This is a genomic window from Acinetobacter sp. YH12233, assembly GCF_013417725.1.
GTDB lineage: Bacteria > Pseudomonadota > Gammaproteobacteria > Pseudomonadales > Moraxellaceae > Acinetobacter.
Genome location: NZ_VPDK01000002.1, coordinates 84,932 through 98,416, shown reverse-complemented (window position 1 = coordinate 98,416; position 13,485 = coordinate 84,932). Strand labels below are relative to the sequence as shown.

Annotated in this window: 12 protein-coding genes and 2 tRNA genes; 6 read left to right on the top strand and 8 right to left on the bottom strand. The window is 43.4% G+C overall.

Going from position 1 to position 13,485, the window contains the following annotated elements; genetic code table 11:
* The first annotated feature begins 123 nt into the window (after nucleotides 1-123).
* The 4 genes from FTV12_RS01865 (at nucleotide 124) to FTV12_RS01855 (ending at nucleotide 4,321) form a co-directional block, all read left to right on the top strand.
* On the top strand, nucleotides 124-2,403 hold the full coding sequence (locus tag FTV12_RS01865) for an NADP-dependent malic enzyme (RefSeq protein WP_180010630.1): 2,280 nt from the start codon (nucleotides 124-126) through the stop codon (nucleotides 2,401-2,403).
* Nucleotides 2,404-2,486: 83 nt separating this feature from the next.
* Complete coding sequence (locus FTV12_RS01860; RefSeq protein WP_180017003.1) at nucleotides 2,487-3,719, top strand: multifunctional CCA addition/repair protein; 1,233 nt, start codon at nucleotides 2,487-2,489, stop codon at nucleotides 3,717-3,719.
* 162 nt (nucleotides 3,720-3,881) lie between these two features.
* The gene (locus FTV12_RS16475; protein ID WP_227607386.1) at nucleotides 3,882-4,034 is read left to right on the top strand and encodes a hypothetical protein; all 153 of its coding nucleotides are present in this window, start codon (nucleotides 3,882-3,884) and stop codon (nucleotides 4,032-4,034) included.
* A 14-nt stretch (nucleotides 4,035-4,048) separates the two neighbouring features.
* Entirely contained in the window at nucleotides 4,049-4,321 is a 273-nt protein-coding gene (locus tag FTV12_RS01855; RefSeq protein ID WP_257229509.1) for an N-acetyltransferase, read from the top strand.
* Nucleotides 4,322-4,360: 39 nt separating this feature from the next.
* Here FTV12_RS01855 and epmA read toward each other — a convergent pair whose 3' ends face one another.
* From epmA to FTV12_RS01840, 3 genes are all read right to left on the bottom strand, one after another.
* Nucleotides 4,361-5,341: an EF-P lysine aminoacylase EpmA gene (epmA, locus tag FTV12_RS01850; RefSeq protein WP_180017005.1), complete on the bottom strand. Its 981-nt coding sequence runs from the start codon at nucleotides 5,339-5,341 to the stop codon at nucleotides 4,361-4,363.
* Entirely contained in the window at nucleotides 5,338-6,405 is a 1,068-nt protein-coding gene (locus FTV12_RS01845) for a 4-phosphoerythronate dehydrogenase (protein WP_180017007.1), read from the bottom strand. The genes epmA and FTV12_RS01845 overlap by 4 nt, the downstream gene beginning before the upstream one ends.
* Nucleotides 6,406-6,616: 211 nt before the next feature.
* Nucleotides 6,617-7,840 (bottom strand): acyl-CoA dehydrogenase, encoded by a 1,224-nt coding sequence (locus FTV12_RS01840; RefSeq protein ID WP_180017009.1) that lies wholly within the window; start codon nucleotides 7,838-7,840, stop codon nucleotides 6,617-6,619.
* A gap of 261 nt (nucleotides 7,841-8,101) precedes the next feature.
* Between FTV12_RS01840 and FTV12_RS01835 the strand changes: the two genes are divergently transcribed.
* A complete protein-coding gene (locus FTV12_RS01835; RefSeq protein ID WP_166137786.1) occupies nucleotides 8,102-9,055 on the top strand; it encodes a LysR substrate-binding domain-containing protein in 954 nt (317 codons plus the stop codon).
* 55 nt (nucleotides 9,056-9,110) lie between these two features.
* On the opposite strand, the gene FTV12_RS01830 is transcribed toward FTV12_RS01835, so the two are convergent.
* From FTV12_RS01830 to greB, 3 genes are all read right to left on the bottom strand, one after another.
* A tRNA-Ser gene (locus tag FTV12_RS01830) sits at nucleotides 9,111-9,201 on the bottom strand.
* 261 nt (nucleotides 9,202-9,462) lie between these two features.
* Nucleotides 9,463-9,553 (bottom strand) — tRNA-Ser (locus tag FTV12_RS01825).
* Between the two features lie 88 nt (nucleotides 9,554-9,641).
* Nucleotides 9,642-10,136, bottom strand: a complete 495-nt coding sequence (greB, locus tag FTV12_RS01820; RefSeq protein WP_180033444.1) for a transcription elongation factor GreB — start codon at nucleotides 10,134-10,136, stop codon at nucleotides 9,642-9,644.
* 364 nt (nucleotides 10,137-10,500) lie between these two features.
* On the opposite strand from greB, the gene FTV12_RS01815 reads away from it, so the two are divergent.
* Entirely contained in the window at nucleotides 10,501-11,616 is a 1,116-nt protein-coding gene (locus tag FTV12_RS01815; RefSeq protein WP_180010616.1) for a transglycosylase SLT domain-containing protein, read from the top strand.
* Between the two features lie 93 nt (nucleotides 11,617-11,709).
* On the opposite strand, the gene FTV12_RS01810 is transcribed toward FTV12_RS01815, so the two are convergent.
* Both FTV12_RS01810 and ttcA read right to left on the bottom strand, forming a co-directional pair.
* Nucleotides 11,710-12,096: an SCP2 sterol-binding domain-containing protein gene (locus tag FTV12_RS01810; protein WP_004784757.1), complete on the bottom strand. Its 387-nt coding sequence runs from the start codon at nucleotides 12,094-12,096 to the stop codon at nucleotides 11,710-11,712.
* Between the two features lie 218 nt (nucleotides 12,097-12,314).
* Nucleotides 12,315-13,241 carry a tRNA 2-thiocytidine(32) synthetase TtcA gene (gene ttcA / locus FTV12_RS01805; RefSeq protein WP_005236792.1) on the bottom strand — a complete coding sequence of 309 codons (927 nt, stop codon included), beginning with the start codon at nucleotides 13,239-13,241 and terminating at the stop codon, nucleotides 12,315-12,317.
* Between the last annotated feature and the right edge of the window lie 244 nt (nucleotides 13,242-13,485).

Below are 13,485 nucleotides of genomic sequence, written 5' to 3'. Positions count from 1 at the left end.
TAATATTGTCGCAAAAATGGTCGACTTTGACTGGGCTAAGTGCTTAACAAATGTTATATTCAGAGCCATAAATGCAATTTTTTACCCGCTTTCTGGGTAATCTTTACAACGATAGAGATACAGATGGACGAACAATCTTTAAAGCAGCAGGCTCTTTACTATCACGAATTCCCTACTCCAGGAAAAATCAGCGTTACACCAAGCAAACAATTGGTCAACCAACGTGACTTAGCCCTTGCTTACTCGCCTGGCGTTGCCGCACCATGTCTTGAGATTGAACGTGATCCTTCAACAGCTGCCCTATATACCGCACGCGGTAACCTGGTTGCAGTGGTCAGTAACGGTACAGCAGTTCTTGGTTTGGGTAATATTGGCCCATTGGCGTCTAAACCGGTCATGGAAGGTAAAGGCGTACTGTTCAAAAAATTTGCGGGTGTTGATGTATTCGATATCGAAATTGCTGAAAATGATCCAGACAAGATTGTTGATATTGTCGCTTCTCTAGAACCCACTTTTGGCGGGATCAACCTGGAAGACATTAAGGCTCCAGAATGTTTCTATATTGAACAGAAACTTCGTGAACGCATGAAAATTCCTGTGTTCCACGATGACCAGCATGGTACTTCAATCATTGTAGGTTCTGCTCTTCTGAATGCATTGCAATTAAATGGCAAAAAAATTGATGAAATCAAGATCATTGCTTCAGGTGCCGGCGCTGCTGCCCTGTCTTGCTTGAACTTGCTTTGTGCCCTTGGCGCGAAAAAAGAAAATATCATCGTTGCTGACTCACGTGGTCTATTAACAACTAAACGTGAAGGTCTGGACGAATCTAAAAAAGCATATGTACAAGACATTGATGCCTCTCAGATCGGTGACGTGATTGCAGGTGCAGATATGTTCTTGGGTCTTTCTGCAGCCGGTATTCTCACCAAAGAAATGGTGAAACTGATGGCCAAAGATCCAATTATCTTTGCCTTGGCGAACCCGGATCCAGAAATTCTGCCTGAACATGCACACGAAGTTCGTGATGACGTCATTATGGCGACTGGCCGTTCTGACTATCCGAACCAAGTGAACAATGCACTGTGCTTCCCTTATATCTTCCGTGGTGCATTAGACGTTGGTGCCACCACCATTAATGAAGAGATGAAAATTGCCTGCGTACACGCGATTGCACGTATGGCACACATAGAAGCAGATGCTGCATCTTATGGAGAAAAATCAGCTTCTTTCGGCCGTGATTACCTGATTCCTGGTCCACTGGATCAACGCCTAATTCTGGAAATTGCGCCTGCAGTTGCACAAGCTGCAATGGATTCTGGCGTGGCGACTCGTCCGATTCAGGATTTCTCGGCATATCGTCAACGTCTGTCTGAGTTTGTTTACAACTCAGCCTTCATGATGAAACCAATCTTTGCACAAGCTAAAACAGATCCTAAACGTATCGCTTATGCAGAAGGTGAAGACCTGCGTGTACTGCGTGCTGCGCAAATTGCAGTGGATGAAGGCTTGGCAAAACCGATTCTGGTGGGTCGTCCAGCAGTCATCGAAGCCAATATCAAGAAATTAGGCTTACGTCTTGAAGATGGTGTGAATATCACTATCGTGGATCAGGAAAAGAACCCAGATTACGAAAAATTTGCAGACGACTATTACAACCTGATGCAACGCAAAGGTGTAACGCCTGAATATGCACACCGTGAAGCGCGTCGCCGTTCTACCCTGATCGCTGCGATGCTGGTTCGTCATGGCATGGCGGACGGTATGTTATGTGGTACTTACTCAAGCTATGACATCCATCTAGACTTTGTCAGCAATGTCATCGGCAAACAGGATGGCCATAATACCTTCTTCACCTTAAACGCATTAATGCTTGAAGAGCGCAACCTGTTTATCGCGGATACCTACATCAACCGTAATCCAACGGCTGAACAGCTTGCTGAGATGACGATTCTGGCTGCTGAAGAAGTACGTCGTTTCGGTATTACTCCACGTGTTGCCCTACTTTCTCACTCTAGCTTCGGTTCAGACCAGCACGATGCCAGCGCACAAAAAATGCGCCGTGTATATGAAATCCTTTCTGAAACTGCACCTGAGCTTGAAGTTGAAGGTGAAATGCATGGTGATGCAGCACTGGACGAAAATATCCGTCAGTTTGCATTCCCTAATTCTCGTTTTAAAGGTTCTGCAAACCTGCTGATCATGCCAAATCTGGATGCAGCCAATATTTCGTTTAACCTGTTAAAAGCAACTTCAGGTAACAACGTGACCATTGGTCCTATCCTGCTTGGTGCTGCGAAACCTGTTCATATCCTGACACCGACTGCAACGACTCGTCGCGTAGTGAATATGACTGCGTTAACTGTCGCTGAAATTCAGGAAGCAGAAAAAAACGCGCTCTAAGGAATGTACGCATCAGCGTAACTTCTTGACTTGAGAAAACCTCTATTCTGTAGCATGATGCTTGTAAGAATAGAGGTTTTTTCATGCAAGTTTATTTAGTAGGCGGTGCAGTTCGGGATCATTTACTTGGACACCCCTATCACGAAAAAGATTATGTGGTTGTCGGCGCGACGCCGGAACAATTGCTTGCTGAAGGTTTTCAACCTGTTGGCAAGGACTTCCCTGTTTTTCTTCATCCTGAAACTAAAGACGAATATGCTCTGGCGCGTACCGAACGCAAGTCTGGCTATGGTTATCATGGTTTCGAATTTTATACCGATATCAATGTTACCTTGGAAGAGGATCTGATCCGCCGTGACTTGACCATCAATGCCATGGCCATGGATGATTCAGGCAAGATTTATGATCCTTATGGCGGTCAAAAAGATCTGGCTGATCGTATACTGCGTCATGTATCAGAAGCTTTTGTCGAAGATCCTTTACGTGTTTTAAGGATTGCCCGCTTTGCTGCGCGTTATCAACATCAGGGTTTTAGTATTGCAGAAGAAACGTTGGTGCTAATGAAACAGCTGGCTGAATCGGGCGAGCTTAATGCATTGACACCTGAGCGGGTCTGGAAAGAAACTACCCGCGCACTGATGGAACAAGATGCAGATGTGTATTTTGAAGTATTACGTAGTTGTGGTGCTTTAAAAGTACTGTTCCCGGAACTGGATGCCTTATATGGCATTCCACAACGTCCTGAATATCATCCGGAAATTGACTGTGGTATTCATACCATGATGTCTTTACAGCAAGCCTGCCGTCAAAATTATAGCTTAGAGGTGCGTTTTGCGGTTCTGGTTCATGACCTGGGTAAAGCATTAACCCCTGTGGAAGAATTGCCACGCCATATCATGCATGAAGAACGTGGGATCAAACCGGTGAATGAGCTGTGTGAACGTTTAAGAGTTCCGACTCATACCAAACAGCTGGCATTGGCGGTCTGTAAAGAACATTTAAAATGTCATCAGGCTTTCAACTTAAAACCTGGCACTTTATGGCGTTTATTACAGCGTCTGGATGTATTGCGTCGTCCTGAACGTGTTGAAGCTTTTGTACAGGCCTGTGAATGTGACTCTCGCGGTCGCTTGGGTCTGGAAAATCGTGCTTATCCTCAGGCTCAATATGTGCTGGATGCCATGCAGGTTGTACGTAGCATCAAAGCACAAGATTTGCCTCCAGAGATTCAAGGTCCGGATATTGGTGAGATGCTGATTGAACGACGGATTGCGGCTTTGGCAGAACTGAAAGAACAGCATAGTGCCATACTCTAAATATCAGGCTCCTTCGGGGGCCTTTTTAATATCTCAAATCTCACTCATCTCGATTTTCTATATAAATAGCAATAATTCTTTGAAGCTACCGTGTACTTTCAACACTTAAGCAAAGTAAATATTGATTATGATTGATATTATTTTTAGCTAAGAACATGTCTAATGACTTATCTCATCCGTCCATTGGATCTTGAAAAAGACCTGCATGACGTTCATCAACTCACGATTCAGCTTGGCTATCCCTCTACGCTGGAAAATATCAAAAAGCGTTGGGAGCATCTGCATCAAGACAGTCATTATCAGACACTGGTCTAGAACAGGATTCACATGTGATCGGCTATGCCGGTTTTATTCAGGAATATACCTGGGAATTTGACGGTGGATATTTAAGAATTCAGGCTTTTGTAATTGATCAAGCCCATCGTGGAAAAGGTATTGGCAAGCAACTCATGTCTGCTATTGAACAGATTGCAAAAGAACAAGGCTTTAAGATGATTCAGCTCAACAGCGGAAATCGCGAAGAACGCTACCCTGCGCCTGCCTTTTATCAAGGACTGGGATTTGACAGTTACAGTATTGGATTTCATAAGCATCTGGAATGATCAGCCAGTCATAACCAGCTGATCAATAGTGGATTTAATTTATGAAATTTCAGCAGGGAAAGTAATCACTTTTTCCAATTTCATCTGATTGGTTGCAATCATCAACAAGCGATCAAGACCCAGGGCAATACCCGAACATTCCGGCATTTGTGGCAATGCCGCCAGCAAATACTCATCAATCGGCATGACATGCAAGCCAAGCACTGCCCGTTCTGCATTATCTGCTTCAAAGCGGGAACGTAAAACTTCAGCATCAATCAGCTCATCATAAGCATTAGCCAGTTCCAGCCCTTCGATATACAGCTCGAAACGTGCCGCAACCAGCTCTCCATCTTCATCGATTCTGGTTTTAGCCAATGATGCCAGTTCCGGTGGAAAATCTGTCAGAAATACAGCCGTATCGAACCCCAGGCTTGGCTCGACCATATGCGAAAATAACAGGTCGATATACCCTAAACGGTCATCACCCAAGTCCAGATTGAGACCTACCCGGCGACAGCAATCTTTGAGTTGCTGCAAAGTGGCCTGTAAAGGATTGAGATCCAGGCGATCCATAAAGGCATGTTTATAGCTGAGCACAGTGGGACGGATTTCCCCAAAACGTGCCTTAAGTGTCACATTTAACAGATCCGTCACTTCAAACATCAGATCTTTCAGACTAAAGCCAGGTCGATACCATTCCAGCATACTGAATTCACTGTTGTGCTTGCGGCCGTGTTCATCATCCCGAAACACTTTACAGATCTGGTAAATTGGCCCACTACCGCTGGCCAATAAACGTTTCATGGCAAATTCAGGTGACGTCTGTAAATAATGTGTGCTCAATTTACCCATGACATGACGCTGGGCCTGAATCGAAGCCAGATGCACATCGGTCACACCAGCCTGAGATAAAATCGGTGTTTCTACTTCCAGTACTTCACGTTCAGCAAAAAACTGACGGAGCTGGGCATACATGTTGGCACGCGCTTTAATGGCTTTTAAGTCGCAGGTCGGTTGATAAGATACAGTTTGACTCATGCCTTTGGCCCTCCATGAGCGGCCCATTCACGGCGTAAAGGATAAGTCTTGCGTAAATGATCAAATGCTTTCTGATCGACTTTGCCATTTTTTAAACATGCACGCAGATTGGCATCATCACGGGCAATATCATAGATCTGGGATAAATGCTGTTGCAGCGCCAGTTTTAAATCCTGGTTCTGGAAAAACTGTTCACAAACAGGCAGCTGACTTTCAAACTGCTTTTTAATTTCAAAGCCGAAAGTCTGGCAAAATGCCTCGTAAATCATTTGAGTACCGCGTGCCTTACCTTCCAGACTATAACCTGCAATATGCGGTGTCACCAAAGTAATCAGATTCAGTAGCTGTTCAGAAATTTCCGGTTCATGCTCAAAGACATCCAGTACAACCTGACGTTGAGTTGCCTGAATATCAGCAATTAGCGCCGCTTCTTCAACAATTGGCCCACGCGCCGAATTAATTAAAATGGCTTCAGGCTTCATTTGTCTAAGTGCAGCAGCATTAATCAAATGATAAGTCGGATGCTGACCTGTTTTGGTTAAAGGTACATGAATGGAAATAGCATCTGCGTTCTTTAGCAGTTCTTCAAATTCAACCTGATGGACCTGATCGCGCTGTACAAAGGGATCATAGGCAATCACATTCCAGCCTAGCAATTTGGCCATTGTTGCTAAACGCGAACCGACATTTCCTAGACCGACAATACCCAAGGTGAAATCTTTATTTGCATTGATCAATTGGGGTTGTAAATATAATAGAGCCGTAATCACATATTCAGCTACCGCCTGCGCATTACAACCGGGTGCATTGCTCCAGCGGATGTTCTGTTGTTCTAGTGCAGCAATGTCCAGATGATCTGTACCAATGGTGGCACTGCCGACGAATTTAATCTGACTGTCCTGTACGAATGCTGCATTGACTTTGGTCACGGAACGGACCAATAAAGCCTCGGCATCTTTTACATCTTCCGAAGTGAGAGTTCTTCCTGCACGATGCTGAATATCGCCAAATTCTGCAAAGAAATAATCGGTAAATGCCAGATTTTCATCTGCGACAATTTTCATAATCTGTTCCAATGACTGAATCTGTCTATCATACCGCGTCAACCGGGATGTGACTATTTTCACTCAAGCTTTAGATGAATTCTTATAAACATAGAGATATAAAAAATGCCGAAGTCAAACATCACTTCGGCAAAGGAGTGTAATTGGAGTAAGAAAATGACGCAGGGTTAGGCGATTGAAAGCCATACCCTGCACGAAAAAGTTTCCTTTTTTAATTGGAGAATGCAGCAATACCTGTTTGCGCACGACCTAGAATCAAGGCGTGTACATCATGGGTCCCTTCATAAGTGTTGACCACTTCCAGATTCACCAGATGACGAGCTACACCAAATTCATCAGAGATCCCGTTACCACCCATCATGTCACGCGCTAAGCGGGCAATATCCAGTGCTTTACCACAGTTATTACGCTTGATCAGTGAAGTACCTTCAACTGAAGCAATTCCTTCATCTTTCATGCGTCCGAAACGTAAAGCCACTTGCAGACCTAATGCAATTTCAGTTTGCATGTCTGACAGTTTTTTCTGGATCAGCTGATTCGCAGCCAATGGACGGCCAAACTGTTTACGGTCCATGGTGTATTGATGCGCTGTATGCCAACAGAATTCAGCTGCACCCATCGCACCCCAGGCAATACCATAACGGGCACTGTTCAGACAGGTAAATGGACCTTTTAGACCACGAATTTCCGGGAATGCGTTTTCTTCTGGAACAAAAACATTGTCCATCACGATTTCACCGGTAATCGAAGCACGCAGGCCAACCTTACCGTGAATCGCTGGTGCAGAAAGCCCTTCCCAACCCTTTTCTAAGATAAAGCCGCGAATGTCACCAATATTGCCTTCAGGAGATACTTCTTTTGCCCAAACCACAAAGACATCTGCAATCGGACTGTTGGTAATCCACATTTTTGCGCCAGTCAGACGGTAACCACCATCGACTTTTTTGGCACGAGTAATCATGCTGCCCGGATCAGAACCATGATCTGGTTCAGTCAGACCGAAACAACCGATATATTCACCGGTCGCCAGTTTTGGCAAATATTTCTGTTTCTGTTCTTCAGAACCAAATTCATTGATGGGCACCATCACCAGAGAACTTTGCACGCTGGCCATAGAACGGTAACCCGAATCTACACGTTCTACTTCACGAGCAATCAGACCATAGCTGACATAGTTTAAACCTGCACCGCCGTATTGTTCTGGAATGGTTGGACCCAACAGACCGAGTTCACCCATTTCACGGAAAATGGTTGGATCAGTTTTTTCATGGCGGAACTGTTCTAGTACACGCGGCTGTAACTGTCCCTGACAATATGCACGCGCAGATTCCATGATCATGCGTTCTTCTTCAGTCAGCTGCTGCTCCAGTAAGAACGGATCCTGCCAGTTAAAATAGACTTTGCTGGTTTTTTTCGTATCGACCATTTGATTCATAGTATTCCCTGCCAATCCTTCATCTATCTATTAGATGATGTTGTTTTATCCTTCAGATTGACTCTAGGCATGAATCATGACTTGTTCAAACAATAAATTTGCATGCAGCTATGCACTTTATGCATACCTTATATAAGTCGCTATTTCTAGAAATTTTTTTCATAGCTAATTTGCCTATTTTTTATACCAAAGTCGTATAGTAGTATTAGATTGATATACCATTTATTGATATCTGACCATTTTAAGTTCAAGGATGAACAAGTGCGTAGAAAAATACCTTCCCTGCAAGCGCTGATCTGTTTCGAAACTGCTGCACGTCATGCCAGTTATACCTATGCTGCACAGGAACTGTTTTTAACCCAAAGTGCAGTTTCACGCCAGATCCAGCAACTGGAGGAGTATTTAGGCACGGCTTTATTTACCCGTACGCGGCATGGTGTAGAACTCAATCATGCTGGACAGCAATATTTAAAAAGTATCACTCCGCATCTCAAAGGACTGGAACAGTCAACCCTAGACGTCATTACGCATCAAGGGCGCGGCGGTACTTTAAAACTGGGCGTAGTGCCTACGTTTGCGACTCGCTGGCTATTACCTAAACTCCAGAGCTTTAATCGGCTGTATCCTGAAATTACGATACATCTGGAAACCAGCACCCGCCCTTTTCTGTTTCAGGAACAGATTTTCGATGCTGCTATTTATGCAGGAACACCTCAACAGGTCGAACAATGGCCGGGTACACATAGCCATTTTCTAATGCATGAAGATGTAGTTGCTGTCTGTGCACCTGACCTGATTCAACAGTATTTTCCCAATGCACAGAAGATTAATGATTACAGCTATGACTTAAGTGCTGAACAATTGGTTCAACTTCCTTTATTACAGCAAACCACCCGGCCGAATATCTGGGAAGACTGGTTCAAGTTACATCAGATCCAGCATCCGAATCCTTTGCAGGGGCAACGACATGAACTGTTTTCTATGCTCGCTGTAGTGGCTAGCCATGGCATGGGAATGGCCTTGATTCCACAAATGCTAATTGAAAAAGAATTAAAGCGGCAGGAATTGGTGCTGGTATCCAGCAAGACCTTAGAAAGGAAACGAGGCTATTATCTGGTCCATTCCAGCCAAGAAAGCTCACCGCTGATTGAAAAATTTGTTGCATGGATACAACAGGAAATTCAAGGCAGCCTTCCATCTGAGTCTGAGCTATAAACCCCAATGAATAGACCATAAAAAACCCCGATCAATGATCGGGGTTTTTCGTATCTGGCGGAAGCGGTGAGATTCGAACTCACGGAGGGGTATAAGCCCTCGTCGGTTTTCAAGACCGGTGCATTAAACCGCTCTGCCACGCTTCCATGGCCGCCATCATATAAATATTTCTGTTTCTTGGCAATAAATTTTCGCAAAACTTCTGTAAAAATCAGTTCATTCAGTCAAAAATCAGACGAAAATTTTAGAGTAGATAAAATTTTATACATAAGATTTAGGGGCTGATATTTTTATTTTAAGGATGAAATTTAATCCCTATATTTACATCATTTTGAACAATGGAAATTTAAAATCATTTTAATGAGTTAAAAATAAAAACCCCGATCAATGATCGGGTTTTTCGTATCTGGCGGAAGCGGTGAGATTCGAACTCACGGAGGGGTATAAGCCCTCGTCGGTTTTCAAGACCGGTGCATTAAACCGCTCTGCCACGCTTCCATGGCCGCCATCATATAAATAAAAATTGCGCTTGGCAAATATTTTTCCAATTTCTCTGCATCAACTGCGCAAAATAAAATCAATTTCATTAATCTTCTGAATTTTCTGGCTTTTCATAGCGAATTGAATTGATAAACCAGAGTTTCTTGCCGGATGGTGTCATCACCTCAGCCTCATCATCCACTGACTTGCCTAACAGGGCACGCGCCATTGGGGAATCAATCGAAATATGCTGCGGATGATGATCATAAATTTCATCGACACCCACAATCCGAAGACTCTTCTGCTTACCCTGTTCATTTTCAATTTCGACCCAGGCACCAAAATAAACTTTGCCTTCCTGTTCAGGAGAAAAATCAACAATTCGCAGCTCTTCCAGACGCTTGCCCAGATAACGAACCCGACGATCAATTTTACGTAAAAGCTGTTTGTTATACTGGTAATCTGCGTTTTCCGAACGGTCGCCGAGACTGGCTGCCCAGTTCACTTTTTTGGTAATTTCAGGACGTTCCTCATGCCAGAGATTTTTAAGTTCTGCCACCAATTTGTCGTGTCCACCACGGGTAATCAGGTTAGATTTCATGTGTTTTAATTGCCAATTTTGAACCAGTTTTTAGACATTAAGAGCTTATTTTATTTGGAGTTTTAGGACAAGCCAGAATATGCAATTTTTTTCTTCAATAAATTTAATAACTTAAATTACATTTAAAAAATAAATTATGTACAAAATTTGACAATTCATTTTTTGATCTTTAATATGCACCCTACTTTTGGAATCGCTTATTTTTTAATCTATGTAGTTTTTCTACATATTTCCCGATCAATTTAGTCATTTTTGAATGACGTCATGACTGCCCAACCCTTATTGAATTTATCAAACTTTTAAAAGTTTCTGGCTAGTATTGGCTGTGATTTTTAGGGCATAAATTACTTGTAGCGGAGACAACATGCACAGTAGTTCAACCACTGGGTCGAGGCTTTGCCTTAGCTCTTTTATCTCTTCTCTCCCTGTAAAAGCACTGGTACTGAGTACGGCACTTATCCCCTTTCATAGTATCAATGCCACTAAAACCACATTTCAATATGATCATGTGGTCAATAGCAACAAACTCACCGTCGTCGCAGTTCAAAGTCCAACGACTGTGTTTCAGGATGGACAACATCAGCATGGTTTTGGTTATGACCTGGTTCGCAACTATGCCAACAGCCTGAATGTTAAGCTGGATTTTAAAACTGTTCCGGATAATGCCACGGCCCTGAAATGGGTAGCGCAGGGCAAAGCCAATCTGGCCATGACCACGACTGATCTGGGTACGATTGAACAACAGCGTTTAACGGCTTTTTCTGCCACTTGTGGTGATGAGTCTTCACTGGCCAGTAATGGACTGAATGCCAATCTGAATCTGGTATTTAAATCAGCCAGTGATCCCTTGAGTCAAACCGCCAGTGCTTTTGTATGTCAAGGCAAACAAAGCGGTGCGATCAAGCAGCTTGCATCCTTCTACAATCAGAATGTGGTAGAAGAACATTCTTGGGATGAAATTCAACAGGACCTGAACCAGCGACTCCCCACATACAAGGCGAGCTTCCAGAAATCTGCTCAGCAGTACGATCTAGACTGGCACCTGCTCGCCGCGATCGGTTACCAGGAATCCTATCTAAAGCCAAACTCCGTATCTCCCACCGGTGTCCGCGGTCTGATGATGCTCACAAGCTCTACCGCAAAAGCGATGGGGGTTAGTAACCGGACAGACCCAGGCGAAAGTATTGATGGGGGTGCCAAATACTATGACCAGATGCTGAGCCGTTATGAACATATCCCTTATCCGGATCGTAACTGGTTTGCTTTAGTTGCCTATAACATGGGCCCAGGTGCTGTGAATCAGCTGCAAAAACGTATTCAGGCCCAAGGCAAGAATCCGAATAACTGGGTAAACCTGTATGCTTATCTGGAACAGAATAAAGCCAGTAATGGTCGTTACCGTCAGGCCCTGCAATACGTGACCCGTATCCGTGCCTATCTGGAACACATCAAGACTACTCCACAGCTGGTGAATATTTAAGCCTGATCAATTTAAATCTAGTTATTCAGCCATAAAAAAAGCTTACCTCAGGGTAAGCTTTTTTTGTTACTACAGCTTTTTAGATCAAGACTATTAAGCTGTGGTATTTTCAAGTACTTTCTTGAACAGGTCTTTTTGTGCTTGGCTTGGCTTCGCTGTTTGCAATGCCATCAATTGAGACATATCGCCTTGCACCTTGATTTTACCTGTCATGAAGGCTTGCATTGCAGCCGCCATATCAAACTCAAGGAAAACTTTACGTAAGGTTTCACCATCCATGTTCAATGTTGTTTTCGCATTTGGAGATAAACCTTTTTTAATCGCGCCACCTTCCAAAGATAATTCTGTATTACCTGTAGTGTCTGCAACGACCAAATTAATTGCCAGATTCGCCAAAGCAGGTGGCAAATCCAAATCACCAGCTTGTGCAGTGAGCGTGTCTACAGTCGAAAACCAATCATCAGTTAAAAAAGCAGGCATGATCTTTCCTCAATTTATTTATTCATTTGTGTCGACTATCCAGACGACATCAGGTTGAAGCTATTATGCTTGTGACTTGTTATAACATGATCATTATGGCAAAGGCTAACGAATTTTGTACGCACCGTTCAATTTTTATAGTTCTTATCTTGTGTTATTTTTGATTCAGGCATCGGCCGTAGCCCATGCCTGTATCGGCTTAACTTTATATAGGTCGATTAGTCCGCTGCAAAGCCCAAATTGACCATATTGATGCGGCGGTTCTCACCTTCTACCGCCTCTTCAGTTGAACAGCTGCCTTTGAAATCGAATTCGCGCTGGCTATCCAGAATTTCAAAATCAAATAATTCGCGGTCAACTAACTGAGATGGTGAAACATTTTGCAAGGCACCAAAGATGCTGTGCAGACGTTTTGGATGTGCATTATCCCATTCACGTAACATGTCATTGATAATGGCACGTTGAAGATTTTCCTGAGAGCCACATAAATTACATGGAATAATTGGAAATTGACGCATCTGTGCATATTTGATGATGTCTTTTTCTTCCACATAGGCCAATGGACGAATCAGGATATTCTTTTTGTCAGAAGACAGCAGTTTTGGCGGCATGGCTTTCAGGCTGCCCCCATGGAACAGGTTCAGGAAGAATGTTGCCAAAATATCATCACGGTGATGACCCAGCGCCACTTTAGTCGCCCCAATTTCCTGAGCAAAACCGTACAAAGAACCACGGCGCAGACGTGAACATACTGCACAGTAAGTCTTACCTTCCGGTGTCAGTTTTTTGGTAATGCTGTAGGTATCTTTTTCCAAGATGTAATACGGAATGTTATTTTCTTCTAAATAACGCGGTAATACATCTTCCGGGAAACCGGGCTGTTTCTGGTCCAGGTTAACCGCCACCACATCAAAGTTGATTGGTGCAATGCGTTTAAACTGAAGGAGGATATCAAGCAAGGTATAACTGTCTTTACCACCAGAAATACACACCATGACCTTGTCGCCGTCTTCAATCATCTTGAAGTCGCGAATGGCATGTCCGACCTGGCGGCGAAGCTTCTTCAACAAACGGTAGTAGGCAGAGCTTGTTGGCAGTTCAGGTTTGAAATTAAATCCTTGCTCGGATTCAACTGGCGAGTACATAGACGAGAATAACCCATAAATAGAAATACCGCGCAATTTTAGCTGATTCGGTTCCGTATCGCATCAAAAGAATTTATTTTCATACAAATGCCATATTAGTTTCATTTTCATGTTTTATTTAGATTGATATATTGAACGATTTAGTTCAATTTTTAAGCGAGATGCTTATCTTTTGGACTTTTCCACAGTTGTCCACAAAAGCTGTGGATAACTTTGTGGATTGAAATGGACTTGACAACTTGTT